The 17,961-nt window shown below is 63.4% G+C and carries 18 protein-coding genes and 1 tRNA gene; 8 read left to right on the top strand and 11 right to left on the bottom strand.

All coding sequences use genetic code 11. The features are described from left to right. Positions 1–166 precede the first annotated feature (166 nt). From JQK88_RS04980 to JQK88_RS04965, 4 genes are all read left to right on the top strand, one after another. Positions 167–1,039, top strand: coding sequence for a dimethylarginine dimethylaminohydrolase family protein (locus JQK88_RS04980; RefSeq protein WP_203277645.1), 873 nt, complete (start codon positions 167–169; stop codon positions 1,037–1,039). Then, entirely contained in the window at positions 1,009–1,677 is a 669-nt protein-coding gene (locus JQK88_RS04975) for a TetR family transcriptional regulator C-terminal domain-containing protein (protein WP_203277644.1), read from the top strand. The genes JQK88_RS04980 and JQK88_RS04975 overlap by 31 nt, the downstream gene beginning before the upstream one ends. Continuing rightward, the gene (locus JQK88_RS04970) at positions 1,674–3,254 is read left to right on the top strand and encodes a 5-guanidino-2-oxopentanoate decarboxylase (RefSeq protein ID WP_203277643.1); all 1,581 of its coding nucleotides are present in this window, start codon (positions 1,674–1,676) and stop codon (positions 3,252–3,254) included. The genes JQK88_RS04975 and JQK88_RS04970 overlap by 4 nt, the downstream gene beginning before the upstream one ends. Positions 3,255–3,439: 185 nt before the next feature. Beyond that, positions 3,440–4,147, top strand: a complete 708-nt coding sequence (locus JQK88_RS04965; RefSeq protein WP_192255126.1) for an SDR family NAD(P)-dependent oxidoreductase — start codon at positions 3,440–3,442, stop codon at positions 4,145–4,147. A 14-nt stretch (positions 4,148–4,161) separates the two neighbouring features. On the opposite strand, the gene JQK88_RS04960 is transcribed toward JQK88_RS04965, so the two are convergent. From JQK88_RS04960 to aroA, 6 genes are all read right to left on the bottom strand, one after another. Next, positions 4,162–4,464 carry a hypothetical protein gene (locus JQK88_RS04960; RefSeq protein ID WP_192255128.1) on the bottom strand — a complete coding sequence of 101 codons (303 nt, stop codon included), beginning with the start codon at positions 4,462–4,464 and terminating at the stop codon, positions 4,162–4,164. 95 nt (positions 4,465–4,559) lie between these two features. Continuing rightward, complete coding sequence (locus JQK88_RS04955; RefSeq protein ID WP_192255130.1) at positions 4,560–5,381, bottom strand: MOSC domain-containing protein; 822 nt, start codon at positions 5,379–5,381, stop codon at positions 4,560–4,562. A 263-nt stretch (positions 5,382–5,644) separates the two neighbouring features. Then, a complete protein-coding gene (gene rpsA, locus JQK88_RS04950; RefSeq protein WP_112563700.1) occupies positions 5,645–7,342 on the bottom strand; it encodes a 30S ribosomal protein S1 in 1,698 nt (565 codons plus the stop codon). 206 nt (positions 7,343–7,548) lie between these two features. Further along, on the bottom strand, positions 7,549–8,190 hold the full coding sequence (gene cmk / locus JQK88_RS04945; RefSeq protein WP_203277642.1) for a (d)CMP kinase: 642 nt from the start codon (positions 8,188–8,190) through the stop codon (positions 7,549–7,551). Continuing rightward, positions 8,190–9,152, bottom strand: a complete 963-nt coding sequence (locus JQK88_RS04940) for an Abi-alpha family protein (protein ID WP_203277641.1) — start codon at positions 9,150–9,152, stop codon at positions 8,190–8,192. The genes cmk and JQK88_RS04940 overlap by 1 nt, the downstream gene beginning before the upstream one ends. A gap of 10 nt (positions 9,153–9,162) precedes the next feature. Beyond that, the gene (aroA, locus tag JQK88_RS04935) at positions 9,163–10,524 is read right to left on the bottom strand and encodes a 3-phosphoshikimate 1-carboxyvinyltransferase (RefSeq protein WP_203277640.1); all 1,362 of its coding nucleotides are present in this window, start codon (positions 10,522–10,524) and stop codon (positions 9,163–9,165) included. A 206-nt stretch (positions 10,525–10,730) separates the two neighbouring features. Between aroA and JQK88_RS04930 the strand changes: the two genes are divergently transcribed. The 3 genes from JQK88_RS04930 (at position 10,731) to JQK88_RS04920 (ending at position 11,854) form a co-directional block, all read left to right on the top strand. Further along, positions 10,731–11,123, top strand: a complete 393-nt coding sequence (locus JQK88_RS04930; protein WP_181056631.1) for a TIGR02300 family protein — start codon at positions 10,731–10,733, stop codon at positions 11,121–11,123. 172 nt (positions 11,124–11,295) lie between these two features. Further along, positions 11,296–11,371: transfer RNA gene (locus JQK88_RS04925), tRNA-Ala, on the top strand. Positions 11,372–11,518: 147 nt separating this feature from the next. Next, on the top strand, positions 11,519–11,854 hold the full coding sequence (locus tag JQK88_RS04920; protein ID WP_246749733.1) for a hypothetical protein: 336 nt from the start codon (positions 11,519–11,521) through the stop codon (positions 11,852–11,854). 49 nt (positions 11,855–11,903) lie between these two features. On the opposite strand, the gene JQK88_RS04915 is transcribed toward JQK88_RS04920, so the two are convergent. The 5 genes from JQK88_RS04915 to msuE are packed head-to-tail and all read right to left on the bottom strand — an operon-like array spanning position 11,904 to position 16,589. Further along, positions 11,904–12,668: an ABC transporter ATP-binding protein gene (locus tag JQK88_RS04915; protein ID WP_112563690.1), complete on the bottom strand. Its 765-nt coding sequence runs from the start codon at positions 12,666–12,668 to the stop codon at positions 11,904–11,906. Between the two features lie 24 nt (positions 12,669–12,692). Next, positions 12,693–13,691 carry an ABC transporter substrate-binding protein gene (locus JQK88_RS04910; protein WP_203277639.1) on the bottom strand — a complete coding sequence of 333 codons (999 nt, stop codon included), beginning with the start codon at positions 13,689–13,691 and terminating at the stop codon, positions 12,693–12,695. A gap of 39 nt (positions 13,692–13,730) precedes the next feature. Then, entirely contained in the window at positions 13,731–14,579 is an 849-nt protein-coding gene (locus JQK88_RS04905) for an ABC transporter permease (protein WP_203277638.1), read from the bottom strand. Positions 14,580–14,604: 25 nt separating this feature from the next. Further along, complete coding sequence (locus JQK88_RS04900) at positions 14,605–15,981, bottom strand: LLM class flavin-dependent oxidoreductase (protein ID WP_192255144.1); 1,377 nt, start codon at positions 15,979–15,981, stop codon at positions 14,605–14,607. A 50-nt stretch (positions 15,982–16,031) separates the two neighbouring features. Further along, entirely contained in the window at positions 16,032–16,589 is a 558-nt protein-coding gene (gene msuE, locus JQK88_RS04895; RefSeq protein WP_192255146.1) for an FMN reductase, read from the bottom strand. A gap of 332 nt (positions 16,590–16,921) precedes the next feature. On the opposite strand from msuE, the gene JQK88_RS04890 reads away from it, so the two are divergent. After that, positions 16,922–17,941: an LLM class flavin-dependent oxidoreductase gene (locus JQK88_RS04890; protein WP_192255148.1), complete on the top strand. Its 1,020-nt coding sequence runs from the start codon at positions 16,922–16,924 to the stop codon at positions 17,939–17,941. The last annotated feature ends 20 nt before the right edge of the window (positions 17,942–17,961 follow it).

Raw genomic sequence — 17,961 nt, 5'->3', positions numbered from 1 at the left:
CCGGCTAATCAACATACGCTGTAATGCCACTCCAGACTTCAGCATGGACTCAACAGCGCGAGCCCGTCAATCCCGCTCATTACGGCACTTGCGGCCTTATTGTGCAAGTGTATAAATAGCCTTCGATGAAATTTTTTCCATTTTTTTCACCTTGAAAAGGGCATCGATGAACGCTTTCGGATCACAGTCCATGGCGGCGCCGCTGCGGCGTGTGCTGATGCGGTCGGCCGCGAATGCCATGCGCGGCGCCGACAGGGCTACCTGGCACTATGGCCCGGGTTTCGACCCGGCGAAAGCAGCGTCGCAGCACGCGGCTCTCGCTGAACTGGTAAGGGCTTCCGGCGCCGAAATCGAATGGATCGATGACAAGGCCGACGGACTATCGGACTCGGTATTCACCCACGACCCGTCGCTGATGACCGACCGCGGCGCGCTGATCCTGTCCATGGGCAAGCCATTGCGCGCCGGGGAGCCGTCGCTGCATGAGGAAACCTATACACGCCTGGGTATTCCTATCCTCGGCCGTGTCGAGGCTCCCGGCCAGGTCGAAGGCGGTGATTGCGTATGGCTGGACAACAGCACGCTGGTGATCGGGCGCGGTGTGCGCTCCAACCAGGAAGGCATCCAGCAGGTGTCCAACCTGCTGACGCCGCTTGGCATTTCCGTCTACGGCTTCGATCTGCCGCTGTGGCAGGGCGAGGAGGCGTGCCTGCATCTGATGTCGGTGATCAGCCCGCTGGCCGACGACCTCGCGCTGGTCTATTCACCGCTTTTGCCGGCCCCGTTCTATCAGTTGCTGAAGGCACGCGGCATCCGGCTGGTGGAAGGCGACGCCGAAGAGTTTGCCGCGTCCAACGGCCTCAGCCTGAACGTGCTGCCAACCAGCCCGCACAAGGTCATTGCCGTTGCAGGCTTTCCCAAGACCCAGGCCGCGATGGAAGCAGCCGGCTGCACGGTTGAAATCTTCGACGCGGATGCGCTCTGCATCGCCTGCGAAGGTGGGCCGACATGCCTGACGCGGCCCATCCTGCGCCAATGAATGAGCGCCGCAAGTTCCGTCGCGAGGGCGAGGAGCGACGGCGGCAGGACCTGATCGACGCGACCCTGGACAGCGTGGCGGAACATGGCCTGGAGGGCGCCAGCCTGCGCGCCATCGCCTTGCGCGCCGGTGTCACCGCCGGGCTGATCCGGCACTATTTCCCCGGCAAGGAGGAATTGCTGCAGGAAGCCTACGCGGCGCTGATGGGCCGCATGACCGAGCAGGCGAAGGCAGCATTGCTGATGGAAAATTCTTCGCCGCGCCAGCGCCTTGCGGCCTTCGTCACCGCCAACCTCAATGCGCCGATCATCGATGCGCGGGTGTTTTCGCTCTGGGCAACCTTCATCGGCCGCGCCGGCGCGGATCCGTCGCTCGCCCGAGCGCACCGCGAAGGCTATCTCGGCTTTCGCAACGAGGTGGAAGCGGTCGTGGCCGAAGTGCTCGGCGCCGAACAGCGCAGGCCGGACGCAAATGAGCTGCGCCGCCATGCCATCGCGATCAACGCGATCATCGACGGGCTCTGGGTCGAAGGCTGTCTGGCCGCAGAGATGTTCTCGCCTGGCGAATTGGCGGCGATCGGCGTCAAAGCCATAGAGGCCGAGCTCGGCCTCGCACCGGAAAGGGGAAAAGACAAATGACAACGATCGGCGAAGCCCTCATCACGCTGCTCGAGGCGCATGGCGTCGACACCGTCTTCGGCATTCCGGGCGTCCACACGGTCGAGCTTTACCGCGGGCTGGCGCGGTCAAAAATCCGCCACATCACGCCGCGGCACGAACAGGGCGCCGGCTTCATGGCCGACGGCTATGCGCGCGCCAGCGGCAGACCGGGCGTCGCCTTCGTCATCACCGGGCCGGGGTTGACCAACACCATCACCGCCATGGGCCAGGCACGCGCCGATTCGGTGCCGATGCTGGTGATTTCGGGCGTCAACGCGATGCCGACGCTGGGCAAGGGGCTGGGCTTCCTGCACGAGCTGCCGGACCAGCGCGGCATGATGGAAAAGGTGGCGCTGTTTTCGCAGCGCGTCACCGAGGCCAGCGAATTGCCAGGCGCTTTGGCGCAGGCCTTCGCGCTGTTTTCCTCCTCGCGACCGGGGCCTGTGCATATTGAAATCCCGACCGACGTCATGGTCAAACCGGCCGACGGTATTGCTGCCTTGCTAAGCAATGCAGCGCCGCCGGCGCCGGATGGCGCGGCCGTTGCCGCAGCTGCCACGCTCATCGCCGCCGCGCGCCGGCCGCTGATCCTGGCTGGCGGCGGCGCCAAGCGCGCCGGTGAGCCCTTGCAACGCCTGGCCGAGCGGCTCGGGGCGCCAGTCGTCCAGACCGCCAACGCGCGCGGCCTGCTGCACGCGCATCCGCTTTGCGTACCCGCCAGTCCCAGCCTGAAAGCGGTGCGGGCGCTGATGGCCGACGCCGATCTGGTCATCGCCGCCGGCACCGAATTCGGCCCGACCGATTACGACGGCTACAGCGATGGCGGTTTTGTCTTGCCGGCCAATCTGATCCGCATCGATATCGGCGCCGACCAGATCGCCCGTCGCCCGGTGAGTGTCGGCATCCAGGCCGATTGCGCTGAGGCGATCGAAACCTTGCTTGCCGCGATAGGCCCTGATCATGTCGCAGCGAAGGACGGCGAGAGCCGCGCCGACGCGGCACGAAAGGCGGCCTTTGCCGAACTGAGCCCTGCCTACGCGGCACAGGTGCATGCGGTGGAAACCATCCGCGACGCCTTGCCGGGCGCCATCATCGTCGGCGATTCCACACAGCCGATCTACGCCGCCAATCTCTATTACGACCACGACCGGCCGGGCGGCTGGTTCAATGCCGCCACCGGCTTCGGCGCACTCGGCTACGGGCCGCCGGCGGCGATCGGCGCCGCGCTCGCCATGCCCGGCGTGCCGGTGGTCTGCCTCACCGGCGACGGCGGCTTCCAGTTCACCTTGCCGGAACTGGGCGCGGCGCTCGATGCGCCGGCGCCGGTCATCTTCGTCGTCTGGAACAACAGAGGCTATCGCGAGATCGAGACTTCGATGCTCGATGTCGGCGTCGAACCCGTCGGCGTGTCGCCGGCGCCACCGGATTTCTGCAAGCTGGCCGAGGCTTACGGCATTGCCGCCGAACGGCTTGCCGGTACTGCTGATCTTGCCGATGCGCTCAAACGCGCACGCGCAACCGGGCTACCGCACGTCATCGAAATCACCATCGATTGACGCTTTGCCATCCGCCGTACGTTCATGCGCCGGCAAAGCGGGGGGGCCGGCAGCTTCGAGCGATGCAAAGACGCAACACTGCCATGTCGAGATGGCGGTTGAGTGATCGTGCAAAAGGCGCGACGCTCTGCGCCGGGCGCGGCGAAAGAACGACATAATCATAAAAAATTACAGGAGCGTCCAGGATGACGGAAACACTTCAGGGAAAGCATATCGTGGTGACCGGTGGCACCGGGGCGCTCGGTGCAGCGGTTGTCGGCAAATTGTTGGCCGACGGCGCGATCTGCCACGTGCCGAATGCCCATGCCGCGGCCCCCACGCATTTTCCCTTCACGGCACATGATCGCGTCAGGCTGGCGCATAATGTCGATCTCGCCGATCCCGCCAAGGTCGACGCCTTTTACGACAGCGTTCCTGATCTGTGGGCCTCCATCCATCTGGCCGGCGGCTTTGCCGGAGCACCTGTCGAAAAGATCGAATCGGCATCCTTTGCCGAAATGATGGACACCAACGCCCGCACTGCCTTCCTGTGCTGCCGCGCGGCCGTGCGCTCGATGCTTGGCTCGGCTACTGCGGGCCGCATCGTCAATGTCACGGCCCGCGCCGGGCTCGACCCGCGTCGCGGCGCCGGCAAGGTCGCCTATGCCGCGAGCAAGGCCGCGGTGGCGGCAATGACGGTGGCTATTGCGGAAGAGCTGAAGCACAAGGGCATACTGGTCAACGCGGTCGCGCCCTCGACGCTCGATACGCCCGCCAACCGCGCCGACATGCCGGATGCCGATGTCACCAAATGGGTCAGCCTGGAAGCCGCCGCCGAAGCCATCGCCTATCTGGCATCGCCGGCCAATCTGGCGATGAACGGCACGCTGGTGCCGCTTTACGGCCGCGCCTGAAGGGGCGCCGCGTCTCATTTGCAGACGAGCTTGCCTATCTGCAGCTTGAACTTGCGTGGCCCCGGCATCGGTTCCGCGCTCGCATCGTCGACGATAAACACATCGAGCGTGCAGCCGCCGCCGCCCACCTGGTAGTGGTCGTTTCCGATATGCTCGATCGCGTCGATGGGGCCATGCTTTTCCACCCTGCGCGCAACATCGCCGCTGTCGGTGATGGCGTCGATCTCGGCCCCACGGTGCCAGTAGGGAGGTAATGCAGCCGACGCCGCCGCAGTGCCGATCAAAAGGAATGCCGCGACAAAACCGATGCGGGTCATGGGGCCTCCGATCGTCTGGCTTCCACCAGCGGTCTTTGCCGACCTAGCGAGCATGGCGGCCGCCGACGCTTCCACGGCATAGAAGAACCCGCGGACTATGTCAGGTTGGAGACGCCCGCCTCCACGACCTCGACTGCGTCGCCGATCGAGATCGTGCCGGCGTTGTTGGGAATCGCATTCTGGCCGAAAATGATGCCGCCCTTGGCGGAGCGGTGGAGTTTGCCAAGCGTCTGCAACGGCTCGCGCGGGTCCGGCTGCTCGCCGCTGTGCGGATCGCGGGTGGTGATGACACAGCGCGAGCAGGGCTTTGCGATGCGCAACTCGACAGCGCCGATGCGGATCGTCTTCCAGCTGTCTTCGGGCCATGCGCCTTCTGCGTCGATGACGATGTTCGGCCGAAACCGCGCCATCTCGATGGGCCCGGCAAGATGGCTGTTCAGATGGTCTAGCGAGCCCGTCGTGGCGATCAGCAACGGATAACCATCGGCAAAGCCGACGTAATCGCCAGGCTGGCCGAATTCCGGGTCGACCGGCCGGTTCTTCGGATCGTCGAAATAAACGAGATCGACGGGCCGGCCAAGAATCGCCGAGAGATATGCGCCGGCGGCCGGATCGGCCGACCGCGCAACAACCATGTCCTTCCATATCTTGACCTGACGGAGTGCGGCGCCTGGGCCGGGAGCCTCTACGGCGTGCGAGCCATGCCTGTCATGTTTCAGCAGGATGCCGGTGCCGCGATGCTCGACGTCGATCGTCGTCATTGCCGGTATCTGGCGGATGGTGAGGAACTGTCCGTCCTTGTCGACGACCATCCAGCGACGGTCGCCTTCCATGCCCATGGTCTCGATGTCGGCGCTCGGAACGGCATGGCCGCGCAGGCTCTTGACCGGATAGCGATAGAGTTCGACGACCTTCATGCCCAATGCTTCTCTTTTGCCCGAAGGGCGTGACATTCCACGTTTATGCCGGCAAACGACATGCGCCCGAACCTACAGCCGCCCGTGCCGAATTGAAGGGGTTCCACCGTCTTTGTCTTGTGCCAACCGCTTAAGGCCGCCGCCACCCGGCTCTCACCGCGCATGAAAAAACCCGCGAGCCTTGCAGCCCGCGGGTTTTCTTGGTTCAGGCCGCGCGCGAGGCGCGACAGCAACCGAGGCTTACGCGCTGCGCGCGAAGCGGCTTAGCTGCCCTGCTTCTTCAGCGCGGCGCCCAGAATGTCGCCCAGCGAAGCGCCGGAGTCGGTCGAGCCGTACTGTGCGACCGCTTCCTTCTCTTCGGCGATTTCCAGCGCCTTGATCGAGACCTGCAGCTTGCGGGTCTTCTTGTCGAAGGCGATGACGCGGGCGTCAACCTTCTGGCCGACGGTGAAGCGCTCGGGGCGCTGCTCGTCGCGGTCGCGGCTCAGATCGGAGCGCTTGATGAAGGTCTCGATGCCGCTGTCGACCAGCCGCACTTCCAGACCGCCATCCTTGACGCCGATGACTTCGCAGGTGACGACCGCGTTCTTGCGCAGTTCACCCGAAGTCGCCGCTTCGCCGACCGTATCCTTGGCCAGCTGCTTGATGCCGAGCGAGATGCGTTCCTTGTCGATGTCGACGTCGAGCACCTGCGCCTTGACCATGTCGCCGCGATTGTACTCTTCGATGACCTGCTCGCCCGGACGGGTCCAGTCGAGGTCGGAGAGGTGCACCATGCCGTCCACGTCGCCTTCGAGGCCGATGAACAGGCCGAACTCGGTCTTGTTCTTGACCTCGCCCTCGACCTGGCTGCCGACCGGATGGCTCGAGGCGAAAGCCTGCCACGGATTCTCGAGCGTCTGCTTGAGGCCGAGCGAGATGCGGCGCTTGGCCGGATCGACCTCGAGCACCACCACGTCGACTTCCTGCGTCGTCGACAGGATCTTGCCGGGATGCACGTTCTTCTTGGTCCACGACATTTCCGAAACGTGGATGAGGCCCTCGATGCCCGGCTCCAGTTCGACGAACGCGCCGTAGTCGGTGATGTTGGTGACGGTGCCCTTGATCTTCTTGCCGATCGGGAACTTGGTGCCGATCTCGGACCACGGATCGCTCTCGAGCTGCTTCATGCCGAGCGAGATACGGTGGGTTTCCTGGTTGATGCGGATGATCTGCACCTTGACCGTCTGACCGATGTTGAGGATTTCGGTCGGATGGTTGACGCGGCGCCATGCCATGTCGGTGACATGCAGCAGGCCATCGATGCCGCCGAGGTCGACGAACGCACCGTAGTCGGTGATGTTCTTGACGACGCCTTCGACAACCTGGCCTTCTTCGAGGTTCTGCACGATTTCCGAACGCTGTTCGGCGCGGCTTTCCTCGAGCACGGTGCGGCGCGACACGACGATGTTGCCGCGGCGGCGATCCATCTTGAGGATCTCGAAGGGTTGCGGGTTGTGCATCAGCGGGGAGACATCGCGGATCGGGCGGATATCGACCTGGCTGCGCGGCAGGAAGGCCACGGCGCCGTCGAGGTCGACGGTGAAGCCGCCCTTGACCTGGTTGAAGATGACGCCTTCGACGCGCTCACCCTTGGTGAACTTCTCTTCGAGCTTGACCCAGCTCTCTTCGCGGCGGGCCTTGTCGCGCGACAGGACGGCTTCGCCCAGTGCGTTCTCGATGCGCTCGACCATGACTTCGACCGTGTCACCGACCTTGAGCGTCGAGTCCTTGCCCTTGACGCCGAATTCCTTCAGCGGCACGCGGCCTTCGACCTTGAGGCCGACATCGATGATGGCCATGTCTTTTTCGATCGCCAGGATCGTGCCCTTGACGACCTGGCCTTCGCCGGAGTGACCGGTGGTAAATGATTCTTCGAGCAGGCTCGCGAAATCGTCGCGAGTGGGATTTGCAGCTGACATATTTTCTCCTGGAGTGCCCCGCATCTGGAAGCGGGACGGGCGCCGTGGGTTAGCGTTGCGTTGGCCTGCCGGCGTTCCGGGCTACAAAAGCCCTGGGCCGCCTAAGCGGCAATTCCGGCGCATGAAGAATGCTGGCAGGCTGGTTCGTGCCCGATATGGGTATTTTCTTTGCTTCCGGCAATCGGCGGCAGCGGGAAAACCTTCAATCAGGCTTTATCTCTCTTGGCCAAGGCGTCGTCTATGATCGTTTTGGCCGCCAGAAACGCGGCCTCTATAGCCATTTCGGAGGTATCAAGCAAGTGCGCGTCGTCCGCCGGCTTCAGCGGCGAGTCGGCGCGGCCCATGTCGCGCTCGTCGCGGCGCACGATATCGGCGAGGATTTCGGAAAAATTGGCTGAGCCGCCGATGCTTTCGATCTCCGCCAGCCGGCGCTGCGCCCGCACCTCGGCGCTCGCCGTCACATAGAGTTTGATGTCGGCATCGGGGCACACGACGGTGCCGATGTCGCGCCCATCGAGCACCGCGCCTGGAGGGGTTTTGGCGAAGTCACGCTGCTTTTCGACCAGGATGCGCCGCACGGTCGGGTAAACCGCTACCTTCGAGGCAGCCTCGCCAACCGCATGCGCCGATAGCATCGCCCGGTCGAGCTTCGCCAGATCGACCTGACGCGCGGCGGTCTCGGCCGCAGAGACATTGTCGAGGGGTAGCGCGTGCTGGAGCAATGCGTAGGCCACGGCGCGATAGGTGAGGCCAGTGTCGAGGAGGTTAAGGCGGTAGTGGTCGGCAAGCCGGCGGGCAAGGGTGCCTTTGCCGGCGCCGGCGGGACCGTCGATGGCGATTACGATCATCACTTTTCTGAACCACGAAGCGGTTCACCTTCAGGCACAGGCAAAGCCTCGATGTGCTCTCTAATTGCTCTAGAGCATTTCCCTAAAAAATAATATCCAAAAGGGGATATCCGGTATAGATCAACAGAATATTCGACAGAAAAATCCTTGGATCTCATAGAAATAATCTGCCTTTCTAGTAAGGAGAGGTTTCTCAGAACCGCAATGTCTAGGCGGATATCTTCGTCGTCGTAAGCTTCCTGCATCTCGTCAAGAGCAGTAAATACTTCACTCGATATAGTAGCGCTCGCATAAAAAGATCCAGGACCAGGTAAAACGCATTGGCAGAAATAAAAGAAATATTGGTTCGGATCGCCAGAGTCGATGATCTTCCGAATTGTATCTGTTAAGACTAAACCTCTACGAGGATGGTGGGAGATAGGCTGGTCGCCCACCATCGACTTAATCCAATCTATATGTATACTATCTTTTTGACTGGGGCTGTAATCCTGTTCGTCGGTTGCGTTTCCTGTCCAGAATATTCGCTCCAAAAGATCAGCCTGATTTGAAGAAAGTTCGGACAGCACATTTATCAGATGAGGCGATATTCCGGCGCCCTTTGCAGCGCTGGCGATAAGCTCCGCCCACCGTTCCATCATCTCGGTATCATCAGAGCTTTCGAGCGATGCTTTCTCAAGGGCTGGGACCAATACCTTGTTGGGGATCGGGTTAAATTGGCCACCTTCAATATCCAAGCGTTGTCGAGCCCGCCGAGCGATCTCAATGAGGACATCTTCACGTTGAAGTCTAATCTGATCCGCGCGTAGGCCGCGCGCTTCTGATATAGGCCTGATTATATCAGTCAGAGCGTCCAGCAGACGGCCAGAAGATTGAGGCGGGATTTCTGCTTTAATTTCCGCCTTGGCGCCTACACCAACGTCGATATTTATCCCGATTTTCTTTTGAGAGTCGCTCTCGCCCATCTTAATCCCCTCAAAACCCGATCTCCGCGCCCAGCCCCGTCATCAAATCCATGAACTCCGGGAAGCTCGTCGCGATCATCGCAGCGTCGTCGATGGTCACCGGCTTTTCCGTCGCCAGTCCCATCACCAGAAAGCTCATGGCGATGCGGTGGTCGAGATGGGTCTGTACGGTCGTGTCCTGGCCGTTGGGATGGCCACCCAGGCCCTTGCCGCCGGGCTTGCCGCGCACCGCGAGCGAAGCCTCACCCTCGGTGCAGTCGACGCCATTGATTTTCAGGCCGTTGGCGACTGCCGCCAGCCGGTCGGACTCCTTTACCCGCAGCTCTTCCAGTCCCTGCATCAGCGTCTCGCCTTCAGCGAAGCTCGCTGCAACGGCCAGCACCGGATATTCGTCGATCATCGACGGCGCCCGCTCCGGCGGCACGGTGACGCCCTTGAGGTCGGAATAGCGCACGCGCAGATCGGCGACATCCTCGCCGCCGGCATTGCGTGGGTTCAAAACGTCGATCTGGCCGCCCATTTCCTGTAGCGTCAGCAAAAGGCCGGTGCGGGTCGGGTTCATCAGCACGTTTTCGATGACAATGTCGGAACCCGGCACGATGAGCGCGGCGACCAGCGGGAAGCCGGCTGAGGACGGATCGCCGGGCACGGCGATCGTCTGACCGGTCAGCTTGCCCTGGCCTTCGATGAAGATGTGGCGCACGCCGCGCTCGTCGGTCTCGACCGAGAGATTGGCGCCAAAGCCCTTCAGCATCTTTTCGGTGTGGTCGCGCGTCATCACCGGTTCGATGACGGTGGTGATGCCCGGTGTGTTGAGACCGGCGAGCAGCACGGCCGACTTCACCTGCGCCGAAGCCATCGGCACGCGGTAGGTGATGGGGGCTGCGTGCTTCGGCCCATGCAGCGTGATCGGCATGCGGTCGCCCGGCGTTGCCTTCAGCACCTGCACGCCCATCTGGCGCAAGGGCTCGAGCACGCGACCCATCGGGCGTCCGGATAAAGAAGCGTCGCCGATGAAGGTCGTTTCCATGTCATAGGTGCCGACAAGGCCCATGGTGAGGCGTGAGCCGGTGCCGGCGTTGCCGAAGTCGAGCGGGCCTTCCGGTTGCAGCAGCGCGCCATTACCCGTGCCGCGGATCACCCATTCGGCGCCGCGCTTCTCGATATGCGCGCCCATCGCCTTCATGGCGGCGGCCGTGCGCATCACATCCTCGCCTTCCAGCAGGCCGGTGACGCGGGTTTCGCCGGAGGCCAGGCCGCCGAACATCATGGAACGATGTGAAATCGACTTGTCGCCCGGCACGCGGGCGGTGCCGGAAAGGGCTGAGGATTTGCGGGCGGTGGCCGGCTTGGCAGCGGCGGCGTGAGACATGGAATTTCCCTGGACGGAATGCCGGCGCACCGGCGCTTTTCATTTGTTGCGGCGGTCTCGTATCACGGCGGGCACAAATGGTCATCCCCATGGTCGTCACTTGGCGCGGGGCCTTTCAGTACTTGGTTTTGTGACGCCGGCTTTTCGCTTTGACAGCGCGGTAAACTGTGGTTATGGGGACCACTCTTTTACTGACGAGGCTTGCCGTGGCAAAAAACGAACTTGGCACAAAGCGTGTCGACCCTGAGACGGGTCGAAAATTCTACGACCTGAACAAGGACCCGATCGTCTCGCCCTATACCGGCAAGACATATCCGCGTTCCTACTTCGAGGAAGGCAAGATCGCCGCCATCGAAGAGGAAGAGGAAGTGGCCGAGAAGGAAGTAGACGCCGAGGAAGAAGAAGGCGTTGAAGTCGTCTCGCTTGAAGAGGCCGACGAAGACGTCAAGGCCGGCGACGACCTTCCCGATCTGGGCGACGACGAGGACGATGTGGACCTCGGCGACGACGAGGACGATACGTTCCTTGCCGACGAAGAAGAAGAAGATGACGATGTCGCGGACATGATCGGCGTCGGCGACGACGACGACGAGGTCTGATCGGCTGCGGGCGCGTACGCCCGCAGGCTTTCTTGAGCTGTGACGAAAAAGCGGTTCTTGCAGGCTTGATATTCAGGGAAGGCGGGGTTAGAAGCCGCCTGCACTAAACGGCGCGGTGTTGAAACCGCTCCGGACCTCTACGCCGGCAACGGCGCCGGCTGACTGCCGGAGTGGGGCCATAGCTCAGTTGGGAGAGCGCTTGAATGGCATTCAAGAGGTCGTCGGTTCGATTCCGATTGGCTCCACCAAACAGTCTCTTTCCGACGCTCGGTTTCGCGGCATTCATGCTTGTCGCCTGCCAGTCGGCTCCTGAACCAACCCCTGCCCCCGAACCTCAGCCCATTGCACCGGCCACGGCTTCTGCTCCGGACGGTGCGGCGGTCCTCGATCCGTCAGTGCGGGTCATGCCCCCCGGCGAGGGCATTCCGGCCAAATATGTCGCATTTTCCGGCATATGGGGCGGACGTCTCGATGGGATGTATGACGGCAAGCTCGCCGTGCTGACGATTTCGCGCGGCGGCAATGTCACCGCCACCTACGCCTGGGGCGATATCGCCGACAACAAGCCTGGCGTGGCCGACGGCGAAGGCAAGATTTTCGGCAACACGTTGAAACTGCGGCGCCTTCCCAATGGCGGAGACGTCAGCGCGGTCATGCAGGCGGACGGGACGCTGACTGTCACCTATGGGCTTGCCGACCTCACCTATACGGGCACGTTCACCAAGCAGTAGCCGCGAGAGCGAACCTCCTGTGTCAGCCCACGGCTGGCGCCTGCCCCGATCAATGCAGGCCGAATTCGCGCAGCAATTCTTCGCGATAGCGTACGAAGCGGGTTTCGCTGCGTTCGCGCGGGCGTGGCAGGTCGATGTCGATCAGCCTTGCCGCGCCGCCTTTCTCCTTGGGCAGGATGAGCACCCGGTCGGCCAGATAGATCGCCTCTTCCAGATCGTGGGTGACCATCACCATGGTGACGTTCTCCTCGCTCCAGATGCGCGCCAGTTCCTCCTGCATGCCGATCTTGGTCATGGCGTCCAGCGCCCCCAGCGGCTCGTCGAGCAGAAGAATCTCGGGCTGGACGGTCAGCGCCCGGGCGATGCCGACGCGCTGCGCCATGCCGCCCGAAAGCTGGCTCGGAAAAGCATCGGCGAATTCGGCAAGGCCGACCAGCGCAACGTAGAAGCGGGCGCGTTCCTCGGCCTGCCTCTTGGGTACGCCGCGCACCTCGAGACCGAAGGCGACATTGCCGAGTACGCTTAGCCAGGGCAGCAGGCGCGGCTCCTGGAAAATCACGGCGCGCTCGGCGCCGACGCCATGCACCGGCTGGCCGTCGATCGCGACGGCGCCGCTATCGGCAGCCTCCAGTCCGGCCAGAATACGCAGCAACGTGGTCTTGCCGGAGCCGCTGGCGCCGACAATGACAAGGCATTCCCCCGAACGAATGTCGAGGTTGAGTGTTCGCAGCACGGCAAGCCGGCGCCCGCCGAGGCTGAAGGATTTGGAGAGGTCGCGGATCGAGACCTCTCCGCCACGGTTGGAACCGGTCATCTCATCTCCCAGCTATTTCGGAGCTCAGTTGGTCTTGGTTTCGCCGGGCCGGTACAGGATGCCGGCGGCCTTCAGCTTGCCCTTGGCGAGGCGGCCGTCGCGCTCCAGCACGGCGACCCAGAAATCGATGTCGCGGTCGGTCGCTTGCGCGCCTTCGCGCAAGCCAAAGCCGGTCCAGTAGCGGGCGAGATCGCCGTTTTCGCCGCGCTTGTTGAGGATATTGGCCAGCACCTTGCGGGCTTCGTCCGGGTTCTGGCGCGACCAGTCTGAAGCGCGCGCCGACTGTTCGACGAAGTTGTGCGCCGCATCCGGATTGGCGGCAATGAAGTCGCGCCTGAGCACGACGAAGCCGCCGGCGAGTTCGCCGAGCACCTGGGTGTCGTCGAACACGCCGCGCACGCCGCCATTGGCGACCAGCGCACCGGCAAACGTAGCCTGCCAGTAGCCGAGCCCGGCTATATCGACCTGGCGCGAGCGCAAAGTCTGCTCCAGCTGCGGGCCAGGCACGACAACGAGGTTGGCGGCGTCCGGCGGCAGGCCGACGCTGTGCAGGGCCTCACGCACCGTATAGTCGAGATGGGCGCCGAGCGTGTTGACCGAGATGGTCTTGCCGGCAATGTCGGCGATCGATTTGATCGGGCTGTCTTCCAGCACGTAGAAGACGCTCTTCACGTCCTTGTTGATGCCGTTGCTCGGATAGGCGGCGACGAAGTCGTTGCCGCCAGAGATCGAGTTGATCACCGCCGCGGTGGCGGCCGAGCCGATGTCGACGCTACCGGACGACAGCGCAAATAGCGATTCCGGTCCGCCCGAGGCATAGCCGACATTCTCCAGCTCGACGCCGAGCCCTTTGTAGTAGCCGAGCTCGGCGGCGAGTTCGTGCGGGGAGATGCTGCCACGGCTGGCGAGATAGCGAAATTTCACCGGTGCGGTTTCGGCAAAGGCGATGCGCGGCAGGCCGGTGGCGATGAGGCCGGCGGCAAGCGGTGCGCCGGCAAGCAGGGAACGGCGGGTAATTTTCATGATCCGGTCTTTCCTGAGTGGAGGGTGAGGGACGGACTGCTAGTTGACTGGGTTGCTCCAGCGGCAGAGCCGCCGCTGCAGCGTGACCAACGCCTGGTTGGCGATCAGGCCGAGCCCGGCGAGGATGACGATTGCCGCAAACATCAGCGGGATCTGGAAATTGTACTGCGCGTTCATCACCTGGAAGCCGATGCCCTTGTTGGCGCCGATCATCTCGGACGCGATCAGGAGCAGCAGCGCGGTGGTGGCGCTTAGCCGCAAGCCGACGAAGATCGACGGCACGGCGCCCGGCAGCACGACGCGGCGAAACACGGTGAGCCGGCTCGCGCCGTAGACGCGGGCCATTTCGAGCAGCTTGGGATCGACTTCCTTGACGCCGCTGGTGGTGTTGAGCAGCAACGGAAACAACGTTGCCCAGAAGATGACGAAGATCTTCGAGGTTTCGCCAAGCCCGAGCAGCAGGATGAACACCGGGTAGAGCGCCAGCGCCGACGTCTGCCGGAATACTTGCAGGATCGGATCGAGCGCGGTTTCGACCGGACGCACCTGGCCCATGAACAGGCCGAGCGGGATGGCAACCGCAACTGCCGCCGCAAAGGCAATGCCGGCGCGCTGCAGGCTGATGGCGATGTCGCCGAGCAGGCTGCCGCCGGCAAGCCCCTTCCAGAGCGCGGTGATGATCATGTCGAGCGGCGGCAGCACCGCCGCGTTGACCCATCCGACGCTGCTCGCTACCTGCCAGAGCGCCAGGAAACCGACAAGCACACCGTAGCGCGACAGGCAGCGGACAGCCGCCCTGCCGCTGAGGCGCAGAAAGTCGTCGCCAGGCCCGCTTTCGCTGCGACTGGCGCGAATCGTGATCGGCCGATCGATGTGCTGCAATGTCATCGCGTCATCCCTTCAGCTATGAGGATCATTCGGCGGCAAGGACGGTCGAGCGGGCGACGGTCCATGGGTTTTCCGGCCGCGTGAGGCCGAGATTCTCGCGCAATGTCCGGCCTTCATAAGCGGTGCGGAACAGGCCGCGCCGTTGCAGTTCGGGAATGACCAGGTCGACGAAATCGTCGAGCCCACCGGGCAGCCAGGGCGGCAGGATGTTGAAGCCGTCGGCCGCCTCGCTGGTGAACCATTCTTCCAGCTGGTCGGCGACCTGCGTGATGCTGCCGACGATGGTGTAGTGGCCGCGCGCCGTCGCCACCCATTGGTAGAGCTGGCGGATGGTGAAGTTGTGCTCGTCGGCGATCTGCCGGATCAGCGCCTGGCGGCTCTTCATGCCTTCGGTTTCCTTGCTCGGCGGCAGCGGGCCGTCGAGCGGATAACCTCTGATGTCGAGCGTCTGGCCGGCAAGCCCGTTGAGCAGCGCGACACCGTCCTCGGGCAGGATCAGGTCGTTGAGCTGCTGGTATTTGGCGCGGGCTTCTTCCTCGGTGCGGCCGACGAAGGGGGCGACGCCCGGCATGATCAGCACCTGGTCGGGGTCGCGGCCGACTTCCGCCACGCGGGCCTTGATGTCGCGGTAGAATTCCTGCGCCGTCTCGAGCTTCTGATGGGCGGTGAAGATGACTTCGGCCGAGTGCGCGGCAAGCCCGCGTCCGTCTTCCGACTGCCCGGCTTGTACGACAACCGGATGTCCCTGCACCGGGCGCGGCACGTTGAGCGGGCCCTTGACGCTGAAATGCTCGCCCTTGTGGTCGATGTCGTGCAACTTGTCCTTGTCGTAGAAACGGCCCGACTGCTTGTCGCGGATGAAGGCGTCGTCCTCCCAGCTGTCCCACAGCGCCTTGACCGTCTCGACATGCTCATGCGCCCGCGCATAACGCTCGGCATGGTTGGGCTGGACGTCGCGGTTGAAATTGCGCGCCGTCTCGTCGCCGGCCGAGGTCACCACGTTCCAGCCGGCGCGACCGTTCGACAACAGGTCGAGCGACGCGAATTTACGCGCCAGCGTATAGGGCTCCTCATAGGTGGTGGAGGCCGTGGCGATGAAGCCGAGATGCGAGGTCAGCGGCGCCAGCGCCGCAAACAGCGTCACCGGCTCGAAGCCGGCGATCTTGGCATTGCCGCCTTCGCGGGCGCCGAGGCCGACGGTCAGGTTGTCGGCCAGGAAATAGGCGTCGAACAGTCCGCGTTCGGCGGTCAGCGCCAGCTGTCTGTGGAACTCGAAATTGGTGGCGCCGTCGGCCGGCGCATCGGGATGGCGCCAGGCGGCGATATGCTGCCCGCCGCCGGGCAGGAAGGCGCCGAGCTTGATTTGCCGCGGCTTGCTATCGGACTTGCTGGCTCGGGTCATTGCAGGTGTCCTTCTGGTCTATGCGGGAAGAGATGTTGCGTTGCTGATCTTCAGGCAGCACGGACGACGCTGTAGGGCACGCCGGCCACCCGGCATGCCTCGGCCACCGCCTGCCGGCCTCGCGCCTGGACGGCTTCGGACACCAGCACGCCATTGGCGAAATCCTTGTCCGAGGCGTAGATCGCGGTCGGCAAGGTCTGCGCCTCGAAGAAACCGAACAGCGGCCGCAACTGGTGCTCGACGACAAGCGAATGGCGCTCGCCGCCGCCGGTCGCCGCGAGGATGACCGGCTTGCCGCGCAACGATGACGGGTCGAGCAGGTCGAAGAAATGCTTGAACAGACCGGTATAGCTGCCTTTGAAGGTGGGCGAACCGACCACCAGCACATCGGCGCCCAGCAGCTGGTCGACAATGGCGCGGGCCGCCGCATCGAGATCGTCAAGTTTCCTTGCGAGCGGAAAGGACGGGCCGAGATCCTCGATGTCGAAAACGCTGAAGGCCGCACCGGCACGGCTCGCCACTTCACCAGCGATGTGGCTGACGAAAGCCTTGGTCTTGGACGGACGGGTCAGGTTGCCAGACAACCCCACCACCAGCTTTCTCGACATTTTTGCGGCTCCTTGCACGATGGTATGTGCATTAAGGCTACCGATTTTGTAGAATTAAATGAGCGAGAAGATTTCAAAACCAGCCCGTCAAGCGAATGGAGTTTGCGACATATCGCCTTTCCTTGGTTCATTTGGCCCCAAAAGCGACGCGGCAGATCCGGTTCGAGATCCGCTGGCTCTGATAAATAGACAATCCTGGTGCTTTGCACGCTGATGGGTATCGTCGCGAAACCGTCAAGGGTCGGCGCCATTGACACTGCGTTGCGTCAGATATGATTGAACCCAATCGCACGGGCGACGAAGTAGGGACCTGCAAAGAACAGGATGCACGCATGAAAAAGATCGGCTTTCTTTCCTTCGGCCATTGGTCGCCCTCCTCGCAGTCGCAGACGCGCTCGGCCGCCGATGCGCTTTTGCAGTCGATCGACCTGGCAGTGGCGGCCGAGGAGCTTGGCGCTGACGGCGCCTATTTCCGCGTGCATCATTTTGCCCGCCAGCTTGCTTCGCCCTATCCGCTTCTGGCCGCGGTCGGCGCCCGCACCAGCCGCATCGAGATCGGCACCGCCGTCATCGACATGCGTTACGAGAATCCGCTCTATATGGCCGAGGATGCGGGTGCTGCCGACCTGATCGCCGGCGGCCGGCTGCAGCTCGGCATCAGCCGCGGCTCGCCGGAGCAGGTGATCGACGGCTGGCGCTACTTCGGCTACGTGCCGCAGGAAGGCCAGAGCGACGCCGACATGGCACGCAACCATGCCGAGGTTTTCCTGAACGTGCTGCGCGGCGAAGGCTTTGCGCAGCCCAATCCGCGGCCGATGTTTCCCAATCCACCCGGAATGCTGCGCCTCGAACCGTTCTCGGCCGGTCTGCGCGACCGGATCTGGTGGGGCGCCGCCACCAACGCCACCGCCGAATGGGCGGGCAAGCTCGGCATGAACCTGCAAAGCTCGACGCTGAAGTTCGACGAGAGCGGGCAGCCGCTGCACGTCCAGCAGGCCGAACAGATCCGCGCCTTCCGTGCGGCGTGGAAGGAAGCAGGCCATGCGCGCGAGCCGCGCGTGTCGGTCAGCCGCAGCATCTTCGCGCTGGTCGACGACCGTGACCGCGCCTATTTCGGCGGCAACGACAGCGAGGACCATTTCGGCTACATCGAACCCGAAAAACGCGCCGTGTTCGGACGTACCTACGCAGCCGAGCCTGATGTGCTGGTCGAGCAGCTGAAGGAGGACGAAGCGATCGCCGAGGCCGACACGCTGCTTCTGACCGTCCCCAACCAGCTCGGCGTGGAGTACAATGCCCATGTCATCGAGGCTATCCTGAAGCACGTCGCGCCGGCTCTCGGCTGGCGCTGACGCGGGCGCCAGCCCTCGGG

Origin of the sequence: Mesorhizobium caraganae (assembly GCF_016836705.1) — a bacterium.
Lineage (GTDB): Bacteria > Pseudomonadota > Alphaproteobacteria > Rhizobiales > Rhizobiaceae > Mesorhizobium > Mesorhizobium caraganae.
Note: the sequence above shows the minus strand (reverse complement) of the source record. Positions and strands in the feature narration are given on the sequence as shown.

Excerpts from the sequence above, each read along its gene's own strand:
- JQK88_RS04980 (WP_203277645.1), top strand. The coding sequence starts at position 167 with ATGAACGCTTTCGGATCACAGTCCATGGCGGCGCCGCTGCGGCGTGTG.
- JQK88_RS04890 (WP_192255148.1), top strand. The coding sequence starts at position 16,922 with ATGAAAAAGATCGGCTTTCTTTCCTTCGGCCATTGGTCGCCCTCCTCG.
- JQK88_RS04905 (WP_203277638.1), bottom strand. The coding sequence starts at position 14,579 with ATGACATTGCAGCACATCGATCGGCCGATCACGATTCGCGCCAGTCGC.
- JQK88_RS04915 (WP_112563690.1), bottom strand. The coding sequence starts at position 12,668 with ATGACCGGTTCCAACCGTGGCGGAGAGGTCTCGATCCGCGACCTCTCC.
- msuE (WP_192255146.1), bottom strand. The coding sequence starts at position 16,589 with ATGTCGAGAAAGCTGGTGGTGGGGTTGTCTGGCAACCTGACCCGTCCG.
- aroA (WP_203277640.1), bottom strand. The coding sequence starts at position 10,524 with ATGTCTCACGCCGCCGCTGCCAAGCCGGCCACCGCCCGCAAATCCTCA.
- JQK88_RS04955 (WP_192255130.1), bottom strand. The coding sequence starts at position 5,381 with ATGAAGGTCGTCGAACTCTATCGCTATCCGGTCAAGAGCCTGCGCGGC.
- cmk (WP_203277642.1), bottom strand. The coding sequence starts at position 8,190 with ATGATCGTAATCGCCATCGACGGTCCCGCCGGCGCCGGCAAAGGCACC.
- JQK88_RS04900 (WP_192255144.1), bottom strand. The coding sequence starts at position 15,981 with ATGACCCGAGCCAGCAAGTCCGATAGCAAGCCGCGGCAAATCAAGCTC.
- JQK88_RS04975 (WP_203277644.1), top strand. The coding sequence starts at position 1,009 with ATGCCTGACGCGGCCCATCCTGCGCCAATGAATGAGCGCCGCAAGTTC.
- JQK88_RS04970 (WP_203277643.1), top strand. The coding sequence starts at position 1,674 with ATGACAACGATCGGCGAAGCCCTCATCACGCTGCTCGAGGCGCATGGC.
- JQK88_RS04965 (WP_192255126.1), top strand. The coding sequence starts at position 3,440 with ATGACGGAAACACTTCAGGGAAAGCATATCGTGGTGACCGGTGGCACC.
- JQK88_RS04960 (WP_192255128.1), bottom strand. The coding sequence starts at position 4,464 with ATGACCCGCATCGGTTTTGTCGCGGCATTCCTTTTGATCGGCACTGCG.
- JQK88_RS04910 (WP_203277639.1), bottom strand. The coding sequence starts at position 13,691 with ATGAAAATTACCCGCCGTTCCCTGCTTGCCGGCGCACCGCTTGCCGCC.
- JQK88_RS04940 (WP_203277641.1), bottom strand. The coding sequence starts at position 9,152 with ATGGGCGAGAGCGACTCTCAAAAGAAAATCGGGATAAATATCGACGTT.
- rpsA (WP_112563700.1), bottom strand. The coding sequence starts at position 7,342 with ATGTCAGCTGCAAATCCCACTCGCGACGATTTCGCGAGCCTGCTCGAA.